General features: G+C 57.2%; 19 protein-coding genes and 2 pseudogenes. 14 read left to right on the top strand and 7 right to left on the bottom strand.

Annotation, left to right across the window (positions count from 1 at the left end):
* Positions 1-75: 75 nt before the first annotated feature.
* Both SD626R_RS17325 and SD626R_RS16900 read right to left on the bottom strand, forming a co-directional pair.
* Positions 76-372 (bottom strand): PUA domain-containing protein, encoded by a 297-nt coding sequence (locus SD626R_RS17325; RefSeq protein WP_394324702.1) that lies wholly within the window; start codon positions 370-372, stop codon positions 76-78.
* A gap of 148 nt (positions 373-520) precedes the next feature.
* Complete coding sequence (locus tag SD626R_RS16900) at positions 521-658, bottom strand: hypothetical protein (RefSeq protein WP_158298336.1); 138 nt, start codon at positions 656-658, stop codon at positions 521-523.
* Positions 659-1,099: 441 nt separating this feature from the next.
* Here SD626R_RS16900 and SD626R_RS12465 point away from each other — a divergent pair, with 441 nt between their 5' ends.
* From SD626R_RS12465 to SD626R_RS12455, 3 genes are all read left to right on the top strand, one after another.
* Entirely contained in the window at positions 1,100-1,984 is an 885-nt protein-coding gene (locus SD626R_RS12465) for an NAD(P)H-binding protein (protein ID WP_092566691.1), read from the top strand.
* Positions 1,985-2,733: 749 nt separating this feature from the next.
* Positions 2,734-3,057 (top strand): hypothetical protein, encoded by a 324-nt coding sequence (locus SD626R_RS12460; RefSeq protein WP_092566668.1) that lies wholly within the window; start codon positions 2,734-2,736, stop codon positions 3,055-3,057.
* A gap of 623 nt (positions 3,058-3,680) precedes the next feature.
* Complete coding sequence (locus SD626R_RS12455; RefSeq protein ID WP_092566667.1) at positions 3,681-4,082, top strand: DUF4864 domain-containing protein; 402 nt, start codon at positions 3,681-3,683, stop codon at positions 4,080-4,082.
* 35 nt (positions 4,083-4,117) lie between these two features.
* Here SD626R_RS12455 and SD626R_RS12450 read toward each other — a convergent pair whose 3' ends face one another.
* On the bottom strand, positions 4,118-4,438 hold the full coding sequence (locus SD626R_RS12450) for a hypothetical protein (RefSeq protein ID WP_092566666.1): 321 nt from the start codon (positions 4,436-4,438) through the stop codon (positions 4,118-4,120).
* A 360-nt stretch (positions 4,439-4,798) separates the two neighbouring features.
* Between SD626R_RS12450 and SD626R_RS17320 the strand changes: the two genes are divergently transcribed.
* The 11 genes and pseudogenes from SD626R_RS17320 to SD626R_RS12395 all read left to right on the top strand — a co-directional run bounded on the left by SD626R_RS17320 (position 4,799) and on the right by SD626R_RS12395 (position 14,946).
* Positions 4,799-5,047, top strand: a complete 249-nt coding sequence (locus SD626R_RS17320) for a hypothetical protein (protein ID WP_241996637.1) — start codon at positions 4,799-4,801, stop codon at positions 5,045-5,047.
* A pseudogene (locus SD626R_RS12440) lies at positions 5,046-5,503 on the top strand (IS6 family transposase); the annotation flags it as partial. The gene SD626R_RS17320 and the pseudogene SD626R_RS12440, both read left to right, overlap by 2 nt.
* 342 nt (positions 5,504-5,845) lie before the next feature.
* On the top strand, positions 5,846-6,604 hold the full coding sequence (locus SD626R_RS12435) for a bacteriorhodopsin (protein ID WP_092566665.1): 759 nt from the start codon (positions 5,846-5,848) through the stop codon (positions 6,602-6,604).
* Positions 6,601-8,172: a methyl-accepting chemotaxis protein gene (locus SD626R_RS12430; RefSeq protein ID WP_092566664.1), complete on the top strand. Its 1,572-nt coding sequence runs from the start codon at positions 6,601-6,603 to the stop codon at positions 8,170-8,172. Before SD626R_RS12435 ends, SD626R_RS12430 begins: the two co-directional genes overlap by 4 nt.
* A gap of 349 nt (positions 8,173-8,521) precedes the next feature.
* A pseudogene (locus tag SD626R_RS16510) lies at positions 8,522-8,617 on the top strand (IS5/IS1182 family transposase); the annotation flags it as partial.
* A gap of 143 nt (positions 8,618-8,760) precedes the next feature.
* Complete coding sequence (locus SD626R_RS12425; protein WP_092566663.1) at positions 8,761-9,513, top strand: SDR family oxidoreductase; 753 nt, start codon at positions 8,761-8,763, stop codon at positions 9,511-9,513.
* A gap of 92 nt (positions 9,514-9,605) precedes the next feature.
* The gene (uvsE, locus tag SD626R_RS12420) at positions 9,606-10,502 is read left to right on the top strand and encodes a UV DNA damage repair endonuclease UvsE (RefSeq protein ID WP_092566662.1); all 897 of its coding nucleotides are present in this window, start codon (positions 9,606-9,608) and stop codon (positions 10,500-10,502) included.
* Positions 10,503-10,685: 183 nt separating this feature from the next.
* Entirely contained in the window at positions 10,686-11,264 is a 579-nt protein-coding gene (locus tag SD626R_RS12415; protein WP_092566661.1) for a peptide-methionine (S)-S-oxide reductase MsrA, read from the top strand.
* Positions 11,265-11,511: 247 nt separating this feature from the next.
* A complete protein-coding gene (locus SD626R_RS12410) occupies positions 11,512-12,627 on the top strand; it encodes an FAD binding domain-containing protein (RefSeq protein ID WP_092566690.1) in 1,116 nt (371 codons plus the stop codon).
* Between the two features lie 399 nt (positions 12,628-13,026).
* A complete protein-coding gene (locus SD626R_RS17315) occupies positions 13,027-14,427 on the top strand; it encodes a DUF6498-containing protein (protein ID WP_241996639.1) in 1,401 nt (466 codons plus the stop codon).
* Between the two features lie 81 nt (positions 14,428-14,508).
* Entirely contained in the window at positions 14,509-14,946 is a 438-nt protein-coding gene (locus SD626R_RS12395; RefSeq protein ID WP_092566659.1) for a DUF5518 domain-containing protein, read from the top strand.
* A 123-nt stretch (positions 14,947-15,069) separates the two neighbouring features.
* Here SD626R_RS12395 and SD626R_RS12390 read toward each other — a convergent pair whose 3' ends face one another.
* The 4 genes from SD626R_RS12390 to SD626R_RS16505 all read right to left on the bottom strand — a co-directional run bounded on the left by SD626R_RS12390 (position 15,070) and on the right by SD626R_RS16505 (position 18,748).
* On the bottom strand, positions 15,070-15,564 hold the full coding sequence (locus SD626R_RS12390; RefSeq protein WP_092566658.1) for a DUF3592 domain-containing protein: 495 nt from the start codon (positions 15,562-15,564) through the stop codon (positions 15,070-15,072).
* 240 nt (positions 15,565-15,804) lie between these two features.
* Positions 15,805-16,953: an ABC transporter permease gene (locus tag SD626R_RS12385; RefSeq protein ID WP_092566657.1), complete on the bottom strand. Its 1,149-nt coding sequence runs from the start codon at positions 16,951-16,953 to the stop codon at positions 15,805-15,807.
* Positions 16,950-17,615: an ABC transporter ATP-binding protein gene (locus SD626R_RS12380; protein ID WP_092566656.1), complete on the bottom strand. Its 666-nt coding sequence runs from the start codon at positions 17,613-17,615 to the stop codon at positions 16,950-16,952. Before SD626R_RS12380 ends, SD626R_RS12385 begins: the two co-directional genes overlap by 4 nt.
* Complete coding sequence (locus tag SD626R_RS16505; RefSeq protein WP_137782529.1) at positions 17,612-18,748, bottom strand: COG1361 family protein; 1,137 nt, start codon at positions 18,746-18,748, stop codon at positions 17,612-17,614. The genes SD626R_RS12380 and SD626R_RS16505 overlap by 4 nt, the downstream gene beginning before the upstream one ends.
* Between the last annotated feature and the right edge of the window lie 214 nt (positions 18,749-18,962).

The raw sequence follows: 18,962 nt of genomic DNA, 5'->3' as shown, positions 1-18,962 counted from the left end.
CGAGCGACCGCACTCCGCTGTAGTGAGTCGGTGTTGGGTGGTCACCGGTCGACAGGATGTGCCCCTACGGCGTCGTCACGACTCGCTCCCTATCGAATCTTCACCGCGACGCCAGCGGCTCTTCGCCGGAACGCTCGGCGTGCCCACCGCAAACAGCGTTTTGTCCCCGTCAACGACGAGTGTTTGGTCACCGAGGCGGAGTCTGGCATCGACCGTGGTCACGAACTTGGCGAACGCGTTGCGACCGTTACGCACGTACGGTTCACTCTCCGAGCTGACGACGACCGATGGGTCAAATCGGGAAACGCTGCCTGAATCCTTCGGGCGCCTGCGACTCCGAGAAGGTAACCGATCGTCGGTGCGGTAAGTCACCAGCCGGTCTCCCTCAGCGCTCCCCGATGTGTCGTCGGTATCACCAACAATGACCTGATCTGGTCGCCCGGGGTTGGAGCGTCAGATCGTGACTGGCTCGCCGGATGGAAACAGGGTCTCGCCTGCGCCTCGCCGCTCACCGGGCCGGCTACTCGTCTCCGCCGTCGGTGAGTATCTCCACGTCTTCGGCCGGTTCCGTCTCAGAGAGCGACGGGTGCTCGCTAACGTCTCCAGTCTCCTCTTCGTCTTCCGTGGACCACTCAGCGGGGGTGTGACCGTGACACATGGTACGATATGCCATAGCAGCTGCGGAGCAATAAATGATCGGCCGAAGGTGTGTCTCAGGCGCTCACCACCGCGTCTACCGCCCGCTGCTCAGGGCCGAGATCCGGCCCGCGTTCAGCCAGGTGCCGCGGTGCGCGTGACTTTGGCGGCGTCGGATCCTCTGCGGCGTCTCCACGGGCCCGGCGAACCCCCCGAACTCGTCGGCGAGGTGGCCTCAAGCGCGGCGCTCCCGGTGACGCACGCCGCACTGGCGAGCGTTAGTCCGGGCGCGCCGACCGTCGCGACCGGAGACGCGGTCGTGGCGACCGCCACTGCGAAGGACGTTACCGGTAGCGACGACCCGCGGTGCGTGTCCTACGCTCTCAGATATCCGGTGTCGTCGGAGGTCCCCGACTCGTCCACCGGCCCAGTACCCTTGCTCTTAGGACCCGTAGCCACGGTAATGCGTGTTCTCATCGTTGGCGCGACCGGTTTCGTCGGTAGTCGCCTCACCGAGGCGCTACACTCGGCCGGCCACGACGTGGTCGCGTTCTCCAGGAGCGCGAGCCGAGCGGGGTTCCCGGACGGCGTCGAGATGTTCGAGGGCGACCTCGAAGACCCGATGTCGGTCGAGGGGCTCTGCGAAGACATCGACGTCGCGTACTACCAGATCCACTCGCTGACGGCCGAGAACTTCGCCGAACTGGACCGGACATACGCCCGTCGGTTCCGAAAGCTGGCGTCGGCCGCCGGCGTTGACAGGGTGATCTATCTAAGTGGTATCAGCGGCGACGAACGCAACCTGTCTCCACACCTCGCTTCGCGCCGGGAAGCCGAGTCCGTTCTCGAAGGGGAGAGCTTCGATTTAACCGTTCTCCGAGCGGCGATTATCATCGGCGCCGACAGCGCAAGCTTCCGTATCGTCGATGACCTCACCGACCGGTTGCCCGTGATGACAGTCCCACAGTGGGTTCGGACCCCGTGCCAGCCAATCAGCATCTCGGACGCGGTCGCGTATCTCGTCGAGCTGCTCGATGCCAAGGAGACCCGAGGGGGGATCTACGATATCGGCGCGCCGAACGTCTGGTCTTGCGAGAGCCTACTGAAACTGACCGCGGAACAGAAGGGCAAACGAGTACAGATTGTGCCGGTGCTGGTGATGTCGCCGGCGCTATCCTCACACTGGCTCCGACTGACGACAGACGTCCAGTACGCCAGCGCTCGGCCTTTGGTCGAGAGCATGCGTAACCCCGTCACTGTCGACTCCGAGCGGAACCTCCAGTCGATTGTTCCTATCGAGCAAACGTCTGTTGAAACGGCGGTTCAACAAGCGTTCGCGAACGGCTGACCGAGACCCTTCGTTGCTGGCGACGATCATCGACTGCATATGTATCATGAATCGTCGTTGAAACCCACTCGTAACGCGGCTACGTGCGGCTGAACGACTTACTGGTCCGGGCGACTATTGATCTCTGAGACTTTTTGATACTGGCCAGTGACCTCGTCGTGCCGATACACCCTGCAGGCGGGGCCGCTCCCAGTCTGTCTGTTCGACTGGATGACCACGCTCGACCGACCCGACGTCTTTTCTCGGACGACCCTCCCGACCACCGGAGGTCCGCGCATAGCCACGTAATAAACCTTGTTAGCGTCGTGCCGCGAGATTTCGGCGATGAATTCCGACGAGAGGTGGTCTGGAAGCGCATCGTCAGTCACCGCGTCGCCGGACGACCGGGTAGCGGTGTCGGGTCAACGGCGAGATAGCAAAGAAGATGATGAGTGTGACGAGGGCAAAAACGTGCAGACTACCGGACAGACGAGATTTGTCGATTTTGAATAACGAGCATCTCGGTGGCTCGTCGATAGCACGCGTCGTCACGTCCGTCCTCGTCGTTTTTCAACGGTGCCGCCAGAAAAGCAGCCGACCTGATCTCGCCGTCAAGCCCTCGACTCGATACCCATTAGCGACGGCTTCGTCGGTAACCTCAAGCTAGCGTGTGCGAATTCCGTGAGCCGGCTGTGACGCCTTGCCGGTAAATCGGATCCCCGGCTGAGCGACGCCGACACCGGTTTGTGCGTGACGACCTAACAGGTTGTATGTCGACCATTAGCGTCACAACAGCGACGAATCCAAAGGTATTGATCGACAGGCTTCCAGCAGCGCCGGGCAACTGGAGACGAAACGAAGAGCCCGGCGGGATCGTCGAGTACCGACTTCCAGACGAGGAAAGTCCCTGTACTGCGGCGAAGATCGCAGTTCGTCCCGATATCCTGAGCGACGCAGCCGTCCGACTCGTCCGTAAGCGCGGCTGTAGTAATGCTGGAAGCGACACATTCGATTCACTCGATGCCGCCGTAGACGCAGTCAGTCGAGAACTCGGTCACGTCCTCAAAGCTGTCGACGGAGACGATCTGCGGTAGCCACGGCTGCGGACTCGCTGTAGCTTTTGACATCTGGACCAGCGGTTACCGTGTGCGGCGCCGATCAGGTCCATCGCGACCGACATCGGTTTCAGCCGGGCGATAGATTGCAGACTGTGTCAACAAGACGCAGCGATGCCGCTTCGGCCATGTTCGTCGGACTTGTCGTCTTGCTCATCGGGTAGCGAGACGGGTTATCTCCACGATTAATGCTTCGCCCGGTCCCGTTTCTCGGTGGTGCGGTCATCGCGGTGCTCGTCGAGGCCGCGTTCGCACGGTGGCCGGAACGCATGGCTCGCTTCTGGCGGCGTCCAGTGATTCGCTTTGGCTCGCCTGTCGCACTTCTCGCCGCAACCCTGTCGGCTGACCGTCGCAGCGGCGCACCCCATGCGGCGACACTCGGGGGTCTCGCTGGGTACTTCGCACTGCCCGTCGGGATCACTATGGACATTGTTCCTGAACCGAAACAGTGGTTTTGACCCACCGGCTCGGACGGGCGGTGGGACCGAGACGAGGTAGGTCACGACCGCGACCAATCGGCCTTCGTATCGAGAACAACACCTGGCGCAAAGTCCGTCTCAGCGGACCCTTAATATTGCTCGCTGCCTTACGTATATTATCTAATGGCTGAACAGTACCCGATAGCGGAGCTTCCAATGCCAGACCCGACGTACGATCCCGAGCGCGTGGTCTCGATTCAGCTTGAGGCATTAGCGACCAACGACGATCCCTTTGAGGACGCCGGCATTGCCGTCGCATACAACTTCGCATCGCCGGCGAACAGACGGGCGACGGGCCCGTTCGACCGGTTCCGGCGGATGGTACACAATCCGCGGTACGCTCCGATGATCGACCACGTTGAGGCGACGACGGGACCGATTGAGCACGACGGCGACGACGCGACACAGCGTGTCACGCTGACCGGCCCCGACGGCCGTACAGTCACATATGTCTTCGAATTGTCCCAACGCCGACGTGGTGAACTCGACGAACACTGGTTGACCGATAGCGTCATTCATGAGTAGCGAAAGTAATTGATCGATCGTCGCTCGTGGCCGGGTCAGTTGTCCCGCCACTTGAGCGACTGCCGATTTAGCGCTTCCACGGCGGGTTTACCTTCTTCGAGCATGTGGTCAGCGATTGCGATTGCCTCCCGTAATTCATCGGTCGATAACTGCTCGTACGCGGGAGTCCCGTCAACGTGGTCGTACCAAGCCCCTCCAAACAGAACGTCTAACACGACACGGGCAAAACAATGGTCCCGCTGGATCGGCCAGTCGCCGGCTTCTGCTGCCTGTTTCGGGAGTGCTTCGGTGACCCGGTGGAGATATGTCTCACGCAAGGGCGTGAGGTCGTCGCCGCCGAGCGTTTGTTGCCCCATTTGATATCAACGATACGAGTTCCAGTCATAAAACTGAGTCCCCCGCAACTCCTGCTGGCAACCGGGTCCAGACACAACGTTAGCCGCTTTTGCGGAACTCTGACAGCGCTCGCCGTAGTGACCTCGATTAATTCGATACAAACGGGGAGCTACTATGAACACCGAGTTCGCGTCCTGGGTGCCGAACGTCAGCGGCGGGGTGGTCGTTTCGAACTGGGAGACAAAGGCGGATTGGAATTATGAATACGACCTTAGCTCGCCCGCACCGCGGAGGAGGTCGGCTCCGGATGGACCTACGCCACTCCGGATTAGCAGCTGATGGAGCGCGGACTCGCTGGGGACGGCGTGGAGATCTCATGATTGGGCGTCGCGCGGCTCGAAACGGCGACCACAGAAAAGAAAGCCGAGGCAGAGCGCCGTGCGCAGATTCTCGGTCGTGAAGAGGTTCACGAGCACTACGAGCCCGATGAGGGCGAGACGCTCAACGAGGATTCCGACGTGATGACGCTGTTGGATGAGGCCGACGACGAACTCGTCGAGGTTAGCCCGCCGTTCGACCAACTCAAAGACGCATTCGATGATCTCGAAGTCAATCGGGCGAACATGTAGCGTTCACAACTGGGTTCACAAAGCCGATCTACAGCCGGAACCCGGTCGGAGGGCGAATCACGTTGCGGTTGATGAGACTGTGACTCGGCTTGACGATGAACAATATTGGCTGTACGCTGCTGTCGATCCGGAAACGAACGATCTGCTCCATACACAGTTTGAGCCAGCGACGAATAACGCTGTCGCAGATCGGTTTTTCGCTGATCTCCGTGGCAAACACGACATAGATGACGCAACAGTCCTCGTAGATGGATCAGCTTCACTTCAGCGAGCCTGTCGCAGATATGACCTCGACTTCAGGTACGAACGACATGGAAATCGGAACAGCGTCGAACGTGTCTTTCGTGAGATAAACGCAGAACTACCAGTTTCTCAAACTGTTTTAGCAACGCCAAAGCAGAAACTGCTGACGAGTGGCTCAGACCATTCGCTTTCGCATGGAATCAGCTTATCTGAACACTACGGGTAACAGCACGGTGTCTCATTTCGTGTGTGTTGAGACTATCTTCAATCGAGTGAGCTGAGACACCGTGTTCAGACAAACCCGTTAGTAGTGATTCACCTGTTCAGATCTAGAAAGTCCCTAAGATTGGTTATAATAGGTTGGTAGTCAGAACGGTAGTATATATATCAAACTCGATAACTGAGCCAAGAGTATCAAGTATACCGATAATATCCGAATTATTGCAAACGTCATAAAATGGGTCAAAATAGTAGATTACCACGGATTAACGCGATTGAAAACAACTCAGACTCAAACTTCATGGGCGACTTGGCCTATAATATCGGGCAAAACTAATGGTCCAGCTAGTATACTTTTCGGCGATCGCAATGTGTATACTAGCGGTGCTGACCGTTTTGTCGTTCCGAGCGGAGCGTCAGCTCGATAAGGCTGTCCGTCGGTACGGTACGGCAACGACGCTCTCTGCGGCAGGGATGTTTCTCGCATACGTCGGCATGACAACGATTCAGTTCTTCTTCGAACAGACCGGACTCCCGCTGTTGTTGATGGAACTCTCACGGTTTATTGGGTACACTCTCATGTGGGCGGGGATTGTCTACGTTGTTTCGGCTATCTCAGGCGCCAAGCGGCAGCTTTCATTAGCGCTGTTTGTAACGATAGCGGGCCAGTTGTGGATGACATTCCTAGCATGGAAAACGGCGTTTGTCCCGCAGCACGTCGTACTCATTAGTCCGTTGCTGCTGGTTGCCGGGGGGTACATTCTGTACGGGCCGGTGGTAGCGACGGCAAAAAAGCAGTCAGAGCGTCGACTGACCGTACTCAACAAGCTCAAGCATATCATGCTACTCGGGTGGTTCGGTCAGGTCGCGACAGTCGTCGTTCACCCCAGCACACTCGGACTGACAACAGTGTTCACCGATTGGGTGACAATCATGTACGTAGAACTACTTCTCGTTGGTGCCTTCATCAGTATCGTGTACAGCAACTCGGTTGTGTTTGATCAGATACCCGGATCTGGTACTGAAGGAACCGATCTGAAGAATACGGAACAGATGACCGACCACGCGGGGTCACAAGCGGGGGTACAAGAATGAGTACCGAATACGGTTCTATAGCACGGTTCAGACAGAGTTACAGCGCACAAGTAGGGGTGGTTGTCGGGTTCGCACTAGTCACAACACTCGTATTCATGCTTGGATTCACGCTGTATCTCCTCGCTGCTCCACCTGATTTGGTGATGAACCGAGCAATTGGAGTTATTGTTGCGTTGGCGATTGTCTTCATCGTCAATCTTGGTGTCATTGGCGCTGTGTTGGGTGGGAACGTCGCAACAGCCCTCAATAAACTCAGTAATCGAGCTGAGCGAATCGGTGACGGGGAGTTCGATGTCAGCTTAGAGACCGACCGTACCGACGAAATTGGGGAGCTGTACGACGCAATCGACGAGATGCGGACCGACATCCAGACGCAACTATCCGAGGTTGAACGGGCGAAGGCTGAAGTCGAGTCGACGAAACAGGATGCGACGGAATTTAACGAACACCTTCAGTCAGAAGCGATGAAGTTCAGTCAGGTGATGGGTGCAGCCGCAGACGGTGACCTCGATCAGCGATACGATCCACCTGGCCGGAGCGACGCGATGGCTGAGATCGCGACGGCGTTCAACGAGATGATCGGCGAACTAGAGACCGCACGACGAGAGCAGCGGCAACTGATGAGTGAAGTTGAAACCGACGTTGAAGCGCCAATCTGCGAACTCTCAGAATCCACCCAGGATATCGCGGATCAGGCGGCAAGTTTGAACAAGATTGTCACTGAGCAGCAGTCGGCCATGGAGCGGACGTCAAGAGAGGTTGGAGAACTCAGTGCCACTGTTGAGGAAGTCGCATCAACGACGACAGAAGTCACGCGCGCGAGTGAATCAGCCGAAGAGCGGGCCAAACGTGGTCGGGAGTCGTCCTCGGAAGCACTCGAAGCGATGGAGGCAATTGAAAGCGCAGTGGCGGACGCTTCCTCGAAGATGGACCGCGTTGAGGAAGGTGTTAAGCAGGTTGCTGACGTGACCGATCTAATCGACGATATTGCAGAGCAAACCAGAATCCTTGCACTGAACGCAAGTATCGAAGCTGCCAGAGCCGACGGTGGTGGAACGAGTGGCGATGGTTTCGCCGTCGTTGCTGACGAAGTCAAGTCGCTAGCTGTCGAGTCAAAGGAAAGTGTGGATGAGATTGAATCGTTAGTTGACGAGGTTCAAACAGAGACCGTCGACGCAGCCGAGGGGCTGCGGACAGCAATGTCAAGAGTCGATACCGGAATCGCTGCTGTAGAGCAAACCGGGTCGGACCTCGATGAGATTGTTTCGGCAGTTCAAGAGACCAGCCACAACTTCGAAGAGGTGTCCGACACGACTGATACTCAGGCCGAGACAGCAGAACAGATTGCTAGTTCGATCAATGATCTGGTCGGGGAATTAGAAGCGATGGCGGACGGTATCGACGAAATGGCTCTCGCAACGCGGTCACAGACCGAGCAAGTCGATGCTATCGCGGCAGCGACCCAACAGCTAATTAGCGACGGTGACACGGCAAAGCACACTTCGGCGACTCAATCGGTTGCACAGCTGGCAGGTGACGGAGGATCTGAGTCCGTCCGGAACGGCTAAGACACCCAGCCCATACGACTGGGTTAGCCATCGCTGCTGGGTGATTGTAGACCGTGAACCACTCGAAGGGCACGAAAACCCTGTGTTGGAGACAACATACCCGATCGTAATGGCGAGCGGTACCCAATCCTCGTAGAGTGCGACAACCCCGACACCATTGAAATCCTCCTCCGCGTGAATGCGGGGGAATCCCGAACGGTGGGAGTTTCAGGTTCGCAACGATGAGTCCGATTTCTTTCTCGGGAGCCCGTTTAATTCTTGACCTCCTCCCGCGCCTGAAGACACGGGAATCCGCCCACAGGATGTCAGGCCGAGAGCGGCCCTGCGGTCTCAAGACGCATTGACCACGACCCACGCGGTACGTGCCCGAGCGTGGTACCGCGAATTTCGTGAGATCGTTTTGATATGTGCGGTCTACAACATCAAACGAGCCGTGAAACAGTGAAATCAAACGCCTTCTGGCGATTCACCAGAGCCACAGAGTTCAAACCAGAGTGCCTCGGAGTCAAGCCCCGAGGCAGTTCACCCCGGGTGAAGAACACCTCAACAACGAGTGGCTGATTACTGACGCTCGTCTAACCCCCGATCATGGACACTTCTGGTCCCGTAGACGACCGCGTCGCGCTCATCACGGGAGCGAGCTCGGGGATTGGTGCCGCGACCGCTCGGCGGCTCGCCGCCGACGGCACCGATGTCGTGCTCGCGGCGCGGCGTGACGCGCCGCTAGAAACGGTCAAAGATCAGTGCGAACGAGCCGGCGTTGACGCGCTCACCGTTCCCACCGACGTGACAGATCGTACGGCCGTCGACGCGCTGGTTGAAGCAGCTGTCGACCGGTTCGGTCATCTTGATACCGCCGTGGTAAACGCCGGAATCGGAGAAGCGCGCGATGTCCCACTTCCCGACTTGTCCGTTGACCAGTTCGAACGCGTGACGGCCACGAACATCCACGGGGCATACTACACGACGCGAGCGGTGCTGCCGGCGCTGCGCGAGAGCGACGGCGCACTTGTGTACGTCGGGAGCTACAAGGGCAAGCATCCGAGCACGTCAACACCGGTGTATGCCGCCTCGAAGTGGTGGCTGCGCGGGTTCGCGCTTAGTGTGTCCGGGCGCGTCGGACCGGACGGCGTCGCTGTCACGTTAGTTAACCCGTCGGGTGTCCGGACGGAGTTCGGCTCCGAGTTCCGCGATCAAACGAACAACAGTGCGCTCGACGCGTCAACGACGTTGGATCCAACCGATGTCGCCGACGCAATTGCGTACGCGACCGAGCAAGAGGCCCCGGTAGCCGTGACGGAACTTGACGTGAACCGCCGCGACATCTTCGAACGATTCTAACCGCGACCATTGGGCCTGCAGCGTGGTTTACGTTCTGGCGTGCTGTCGGTGCGTCGAACGAGTATAAACGGCCGCGGGCGCAAGGCGACGTAATGATCGGGTATCCAGGACTGAACCGGACGCTTCGCGACCGCGATCCCCCGGTTCGATGTACGCGCGGGATGCAGAGACAGACGTTCGAAGAACGCGGTCTCTCGTACGTCTCGACGCTCGCGCAGCAGAACCTCAGCGACTTGTACGAGCTGCTCGCGTGGAATCACGAGCACGACATTCGGGCCTACCGCTGTACGTCATCACTGATCCCGTGGAACTCGCAGTTCGAGCTCTCCGAACTACCTGAGTACGAGGAGGTTCGCCGCCTCGCGCGTCGCTGCGGGGACCTCATCAAGGAGGCCGGCATGCGATTCACGTTCCACCCCGACTACTGGTGTAAGCCAGCGAGTGACTCCCCAGATACCCGCGACCGCGCTCGGGCGGCCCTGGAGTACCACGCCGACTGGTTCAACCTGCTGGGGCTCCCGGTCACGCCGTACTACGGCATCACGGTTCACATCGGCGCGACGTACGGCGACATTGAGGCAACCGCCGAGCGCTTCCGCGCGTTTGTCGATAGCCTGTCGGACGCCGCACGGGAGCGGTTGACCGTCGAGAATGATGACAAGGGAAGCCTGTGGAGTGTTCCAGAGCTTGTGGAACTGGTCAGCGATCCGACGGGCGTACCGGTGGTGTTCGACTACCACCACCACTCGTTTGCCGACCGCGGCTACACGTACCGAGAGGCGTTTGAACTCGCGGCGGAGACGTGGGGGGATGTCCGGCCGATGACGCACTACTCCGAGCCAGCGCGCCTGCGCGGTCCGACCGCTCGTCCGCAAGCGCACGCCGAGTTCGTCGCGGATCTGCCGGCGTGGTTGGCGGCGAACGCCGACGTCATGATCGAAGCCGACGGCAAGGAGCGGGCCGTATTGCGACTCCGCGACGACGCTTAATCAGTCTGGCTGGTACGGATCGGTCGCGACGTCGAGGCGGTACACGTCGTTGGGTGCGTCGAGTTCGGTCGGCAATAGAAGGTATCTCAGATTCGGGTATTTCAAAATACCGTATATTGAACTACCATATTTGACACTATTATTGTGATTGTCCCAGAGTGTAAGCATAACGATCGACGTACAATGGATAGCGCGGAGACTACCACGGCAACATTCGGGATCGGATGTTTCTGGGGGCCTGATGCCCAGTTCGGTGCAGTAGACGGCGTCATTCGCACCCGAGTCGGTTACGCCGGCGGGACAAAACTGGACCCAACGTATCATTCGTTAGGCGACCACACGGAGGTGGTCCAAGTCGAATTTGATCCAGACACGGTGTCGTATCGAGAGCTCCTGAATGGGGTGTTCAACTCGCACAACCCCCAGCACCAAAGCAGAAAAACACAGTATCAGGACATCGTGTTTGCTGGAACCGAAAACCAACGAGCGGTCCTCGATGAGTTTCTTGCTACGCGCGGGCTTACTGCCGATGGGATCGGCACACGTATTGAACAACTCTCGCGCTTCTACCCCGCTGAGGACTACCATCAGAAGTATAAGCTCCGATCTGTCTCCTCGCTCATGGACGCGTTTGAGGCAGCAGGATACAGCGACGACGAGTTACGGGAATCACCGGTCGCTGCCAAGCTGAACGGGTACGCCGCCGGACATGATGTTGGTATTGACGAGGAGCTCCCGACGGCCGATCGCGGGACTGTATAGATACCACTAGTTTGGTGACAACGGACAGTGCTGTCGACAGAGGCCAGTCAAGTAGAGAACGCGGGGCTTCCGGCGGTATCGGCTACAAGGGCGCTACTTGATCGAGGCACGCTTGCCCTGTTGGTACCCAGTCTCCGGAGTGAAGCAGCGACCGCTGTGAGAAGCCATACAGCGTTGATGGATCCGTAGGCTTTCACCTGTAACGCAGCAACGGACTGGTGTGTCCAACGACCAGCCACGTCAGTCCATGCGCGGTCTCGATGTGCTCATTTCCGGCGGATCGATGGGGGGACTCTTTACCGGTATCGCGCTTGAGCGGTCAGGTCATCAGCCGACGATCTACGAGCGGTCTGCAGGGGCGCTCAAAAGTCGTGGCGGCGGGATTGTCGCCCAACAGAACATCCGGCAGTTTCTCAGCAACCACGATATCGTTGACCCGGGAGACATCACAACCCGGTCACACGAGCGGCGGTTTCTCACGGAGAGTGGTGGGGTCGAACGTGCCGTGTCCGAGACGATGGTGTTCACGTCGTGGGACGCACTCTACCGGCAACTCCGTGATGCCTTCCCTGACGAGCAGTACCGAACTGGGACAGAAGTCACGGAGGTAACGCCCGAGACGGCCACGGTCACGATCGACGACGGGACAGAACGAACGGCGGACGTAGTCGTCGCCGCCGAGGGTGGTCAGTCCACGACGCGCGCGCAACTACATCCCAACGTGGAACCCGAGTTCGCATCCTACGTCGCGTGGCGTGGCGTCGTCGACGAAGCCGCCCTCCCAGCTACGTGTGTCGAGGCGTTCGACGGAACGTTCACCTTCTACCAAGGGGCCGATCAGCTCATTCTCGCGTACTTCATTCCAGGCCCTGACGGGGAGACTGAATCGGGCTCGCGTCGGCTCAACTGGGTGTGGTACGACACGCTCGACGGGCGGGACCGAGGTGCGATATTCACGGATTCGAGCGAGACCGAACGAACGTTCTCCGTCTCCCCGGGTCGGTTACGCGAGCCGATCCATCACCGACAGCGCGAGCGCGCAGCGACCCTCCCGCCCGTGTTCGAAACGCTCGTCGGTGAGACGTCGGATCTGTTTGTACAGGCAATCTACGACCTGACGGTCCCGTCGATGGTCACAGATCGAGTGTGTCTACTCGGTGACGGTGCGTTCGTTGCTCGTCCGCATACAGCAGCCGGAACTTCAAAGGCGGCCGGCGATGCGACCGCGCTTGCCGACGCTATTGTGAGTCACGAATCGGTCAACGAAGCGCTCACTGCATGGGATCAAACACGCACTGAGTACGGGACGACACTGGTTGATCGCGGGAAACAAATGGGTGACGTTCGGTTGAATTTGAACTGATTGGACCCAGAGTAGTCACCCCCCAGAGAGATATTCGATTGGATCAAAATCATCAACATGGAGAACATAGCAAATCCCTATCGTGAATTGCATTCGAATGCTAGAGAGCCCCATCATCCGATGGGCGACCGCGTGTCTATATCTCGCGATATCGTTGTTCCTTCTACTCGTGGCTGGTGACCTGCCGAGGATAGATCAAATAGTAATGACAATCACCTGTACTATTGGGTTTTTTGTGGTCCCAATCGCTCTAAAAGGATACGTGAATTCAGCGTCAAAAAAGTACTGAGATACGACGTGGAATCAGAGTATCGGCCGCAACCGAGTCAAAATATATTTCGAAGGATTGCAGGAGAGTTCACAGAGAGTATTTTTACAGCCGTCCGCATTGATGATGACATGCGGGGTGTGCCCTCCACGGTACCGCACCAGTCAACGACCGATCTGGTGATTATTGCAGCGAACGTGGTCCCCCTGCTTGGAGTACTCTTCGGGGACTGGAACGTTTGGACACTCTTGATACTTTACTGGATTGAAGCGTTTAGTACGGTCCTTCTCGGTGCGATGAAGTCGTTGTTTGCAAAGAGGGGATCGCCTGATGTGGTTGGACAGCGAGAACCTCTCCATGAACTACGACACAAGCGAGGTGGCTGGTGTCCATTATCAACACTTCCACCGGTTTATCCACGAAATATACCGTTTGCGCTCTCAATCATCGGGATTTGGGGGTCTACGATTATCCCAGTTACGGCGCTGTCGTGGATTACAATCGAGACACCGATAGTGTTGTCGTGGGAGGTTGGTCTGAGCATTTCAGCGTTATTGGTCGCACATATGATCGAATTCAGCGTTGATTATCTTGGAACCAAACAATACGAGAGGGTGTCCGCTCGCGAGATTCTGCGGCGACCCACACAGCTGACAATGGCGGTGATGATACTCGGTGGAATTGGACTGGTAGCGAGCCAGTTCGCTGGTGTGGCTGTGCTTGGAGGATTTGTGATCGTGAAGACGGCACTTTCTGTGTCATGGAAATCAACGGGACCGATTGCAAGCTCCCTGCAAGCGCTGTTTGATCGGCTTAGCGACGACCGTGAACTCAGCCGTCCACAGCCTGAGCCAGAGCTTCCCGATGAGGCGGTTCAGGCACAAGTGACAGTTAGCCCGAAGTCAGTACTACTCGGAAGCATCAGCACGATACTGCTCACAGTGGTTAACCGTGGCGTAGCGCTACTACTGCTCGGAGTTGTAGCCGCTATCGTTACAGGAAATATCGCGTGGGGCGGCGTTGGCCTCGGCGTGTTGGCATGTATCTTCGGAGTCCGTGTTGGAAGCTACTATCTCCGATACGGCACCATCGAATACCAACGACGCGGAGACACACTGGTCGCGTACGATACCGTGCTTGATGCTCCACAGTGGACTGTACCTGTTCACTCACGAGCACGATTTGAAATTAAGAACGCAATTCCCGACCGCTTGTTTGACACCGGCACACTAACCATCTCGAACGTCAAGACGACGCCGACAAACACAGTCCAGTTTGGCCCAGTCACAGACCTGGACCGAGCGATCGAGACGCTTGGCTTGCCGGTCCGACATGACGGACGTCCCGATCAAGATCCTGCCGTCGTGGGGGCTGCGCTCGTGTTAGCATTATTTTTTGCTGGAGTTCCGCTTGTGATGCTTGGCTCTTCACAGGTGAGCGAGGCGGAGGCGGCCGGTATCTTCGTCTTGCTCGCACCGTTTTTCGCAATTCTGATCGGAGTTCTCTTGTATGCGATGCTCGCTCGGATTTAGCAGATAGCGACATTTAGTAACAAATATGATACTACTACACAGAGGGCGGGATATTTTTAACAGAAAATCTAATATCCTGCCATGGTCCAAGTTGGTCCCCTCCGAGTGACTGAGTCGTGGAAGTATGCCCTCTTCGGCGGGCTCCTCGCATTGCCGTTTACCGTGCTCGAAGTACTGCAATCTCCAGAGAGTATCACACTCGAAATGTTTGTCGGTGGGAGCGTGCTCGCGGGTTATCTGATCAAGCGAGATGGCGGGAATAGCACGGTGACTGGCCTCCGATCTGCCCTTATCGGCGGATTTCCGGTGATTTGGATCCTTCCCGAAATGCTACGGACAGTTGTGAATATCTCAAATCCTCCGTGGTTTCAAGCAGTTAGCGTTCTGATCTTATTCGTGTTTGGTGGGCTTGTGATAGCCCTATTAGCTGTCCTAGGCGCGCTTGCGGGACGATTCGGCGGCTGGATAGCAGAATGGCGTGGATATGGTGGTCTCGCCAACACAGACGGTAGTGCATAGTGGGAAAACTGGTCTGGGATTTGGGATCACCACGCGGGTCTCATCGTGCTCAAGCTGTTCGGTCACCCTAGGTTGTCCCTGTTTGGCTACCGGTAGGCGGAAAATAGCAGTTCTTAGTGAGGCTCAGAGCTTCCTTACCGCAGAAACCGAGGCAAATAGGGTGAATAGTCCACCGAGTACGATTGCGATTATTGGGGCATTGGATGTTTTATTTTTCAAGAACGCGTCCCCTGGCTGATCTGGGGAGACATATGCAACCGTTTGGGTCCCCTGTTCGTACTGTTCAATAGCTGATTCGGCTCCAGACCGAGTATCGTAGTTCTGTTCGATATCGGCTGGGTATATTTTTGTCCCAGTATAGTCGGTCCCGTTGTATGTGTACTCAAACTCAACGATCGGGTCGTAGTTCACACCTGGATTTGATGAGGTTCCGCGGTCCGTCTCGACAGCGAGTTCGGTAACAGTCGCAGTGACTTCGACTGACTCTCGAACCGCCTCAGTCTGCTGAACATAGTCGTATCCCCCGTAGCTGATAATAGCAATTCCAATGAGGAGATACAGTAGCGCACCCCCGAGGCTGTCAGGACCGTTGACGCTCAGGCCTGAGTCATTCGTCATACAACTAGTCACCCCGATGCCGCTTGAGGTCGGCCAGCAGTCGATTATGTCTGGAACGTTCAGATGACCGGGAATTAACCCGTTCACTCGACGGAGAGCGGTACAGCGACCGGAGCGGAGCGAGATGATGGGTGCGTTGTTTGAGTTCCCGTTGGTGATCTTGGAGGGCGAGAGACATCAACCGGTATTCACTCAGTTGGGAACTAAACACTGTATATTGTCGCAGCAGTTCATGGCGACTCAGCCACGAAGTGTATCGACTGGTGACTCGTTAGCAGCGGTCCATGCAGGGTAAATCCCACTTAGAACGCTCGCAATCAGAGCGAACAACATCCCGTAGAGGAGATAGCGTGAACTTGACCACTCCAATGCAAGTGTCGCGTCCCCGGTAAGAACCTGAAAGAGTGCGAGCCCGACCACAAGCGATCCAACGCTGCCAACGAGGCCACCAACCGCTCCAAGAAAGGCTGCTTCGGTGAGAATCATTCTAAGCACCTCGCCCCGGCGCACGCCGACGGCACGTAGTACGCCGATCTCGCCGCGACGCTCAATGGTGCTCATCAACATGACGTTCAGGATGGCAACGCTCGCAACGAACAGCGATATTGAACCAATACCAAGGAGAGCGAGTTCAAGTGTATCGGTGAACGAGGAGATATTTTCTTGGACGCTTGCGAAGCTCGTCGCGGTCAGGATTTCGTCGTCGGCATCGTTGAACTCTGCCTCAATAGCGTTTGCAGTCGCAGTACTCGCCTCTCCATCCGCGGCGATGACCGTCACTGAGTTGTAGTACTCTTGGTCGCTAAGCGCTGATTCCGGAAGCACAAGCTCACCACCACCGCTCGGTCCAAACCCACTTTCAGCGGCGATGAAACCACGAATACGATATATTTGCCCGTCGTATTCAACTGGGTCGCCGAGTTGTAATCCCAGTTGCTCGGCCGTCGATGCTGAGATTAGCGCCCCTGTTTGGAGGCGCGTGGGGTCATCACCAGACGCAATATCGTACAGTGGGGCCGGATTCGTTACGCCGGTGACTTGTACGTTCGCTTCTGCTCCATTCCGCGCCGCGAGCTCGGTCGCATTTGATTTCTGTGGGATGACCGTCGCGGCGGGTGCAACGTCTCGTATCGTCGCTACTTGCTCAGCGGTGATTCCGTCAGTCTCGATGTCCTCGCCGGGAGACACGCTTACTTCGTTTGCGAGGTTCTCGAGGTTAGATGTCGCCTGCTGTTCGAGTGCGACACCAGTCATCCCAAGCGACGCGATTGCCATCACCCCGATGACGATACCAAGCATCGCGAGGGCTGTTCGCGTTCGGTTACGGCCGAGATTTCGCCATGCCATGAGCACGCTTGGGAACCGACGAAGGGACGACGTCACAGTCATTCTTGGACGACCCCGTCGACGAGTCGCACAACACGATCAGCGTATCCCACCAGCTGCTCATCGTGTGTGATTGCGACGACAGCGATATTCTCCTCATTTTTGAGACGTGTGATTTCGTCGAGCACCGTTTCACCCGTCGCTTGGTCGAGATTCCCGGTTGGCTCGTCTGCCAGGAGGATATCCGGCTCGTTGATGAGTGCTCGCGCAATCGCAACCCGTTGCTGTTGACCGCCGGAAAGTTCGTCTGGGGTATGAGAAAGTCGGTCGCCAAGGCTCACCCGTCGCAACAGATCAACAGCGCGGTCTCGACGATCAACATCGGTGTCCCACATCGAGGGGAGTTCGACGTTTTCCACTGCGGTGAGCATCGGCAGCAGATGGAAGTCCTGAAAGACGAATCCCAACTGTGAGCGACGTTCTTCGGTCCGCTCGTCTTCGGTGAAATCAGTAACATTCCGTCCATCAAGATGGACTGTCCCTTCGGTCGGGCTGTCGAGTAACCCGATCATGTTGAGCATCGTGCTCTTTCCGCTTCCTGACGGACCTGTAACTACGACCATCTCACCACGTTCGGCACGAAAGTCAACGGCTTTCAGCGCCTCGATTATCTCAGCCTCAGTGTCATAGCGCTTGGTCACGCCGGTGAGTCGAATAACGCTCATTCGCGATTCCAGAGCCAATAGAGCACACCACTTCCACCGACTACCACAAACAGCCCAAGGATGAGTGGAATCAGCGGGAGTCCCAGCGAGCCCGAACTACCATCACCGGTTGAGGATGCAGCTGGCTGACCTTGACTCGGTTCGGGGCTACTAGAGCCGGCCGTTGAGATGTCGATTGTCTGTGTGGTTGTGATCCGCTCATCGTCGACAATATAGGTGAGTTCAATTGGGAGCGTGTCTGTCCCGTTTGAGACAGATGAACTGAGTTCAAACGTTGCGAACTCACTCGCGTCGACGGAGCCGACAAAGAACTCCCCAGATCCGCCAGCCGGCGACACAGTGTCGCTGTCCGGGACACGTACGAGGACAGATTCGACATCTGTTCCACCGATATTTGCGGCTTCGCCGTCAACTGAGATGGTTGTTCCTCGTTCTGTGACTTCAACGCTGGTTAATCGGATTTCGCCTTGCACCTGCTGATTGAGGTCGACTGTGCGAGTAACCTCGTGACGCTCGCCGCGGGCAGTATACGCTCCGGTGAGTGTGAGAATGTCCGAGTCGTAATTGGCAGTATCAAATGTAACTGATTCACTCTCGTTGGGTGTAATGTCGAACGTATCCCGCTGGTCGCGTTGGGTTCCGTTGACTGAGGTCCGTATTTCGGCGTCGGTGAACTCAACATTCCCGTAGTTGGTGAGCGTGACCGTGGTCTCCCCGGAGGTGTTTGTGCTCGCTGCGATACCGGCGTCTATCTCAGGTTCCTCCACGTCGATCGTAATCGGGCGGTAGTATGCCCGCAGGTGGGATGTCTCACTTCCGTTTGACTGTGAGGCCGCAGAAACATGCGCCAGCAGTTCTTTTTGACCCGCCGTGTCGAACGAGGTTGTAATAGGGATTGTCAGACTGCCGCCGGGAGCAATCGCGCCAACGTCCTCAACGCGCTCGTAGTGCTCGCTGGTTGTTCGCAGCATAATGCTTGAGACATCAACGACCGAATTACTCCCTTCCTGGTTCGAGATCGTCACCTCAACTGTGACCGTCTCACCGACTGTTGGGTCTGTAGGCGTGACGTTCACTGATGACACGTTGACCGCAGGGCCATTCGCAGCAACCACCGTGACACCACCGATCATCGCGCTTGCAAGTACGACTAGTGCGACAAGCGCACGGATCAAGCGACTAGCGGTCATTTGATTGTGGCCCGCATGCCGTGCGTCCGGCTTGATTGGAGTGGCTCGTGATAGGGGGACCAACCCCGTCTACTGGAGCGGAGGGGCGAATGCATCTGGCTAATATTTGTTTATCCTATTAAGAAAAAGCTATGATCGCAGCGATCGGCGATCCAAC

The sequence above is a fragment of the Halorubrum sp. SD626R genome (genome assembly GCF_001261915.1).
Taxonomy (GTDB): domain Archaea; phylum Halobacteriota; class Halobacteria; order Halobacteriales; family Haloferacaceae; genus Halorubrum.
This window is presented reverse-complemented; position numbering and strand designations above follow the sequence as displayed.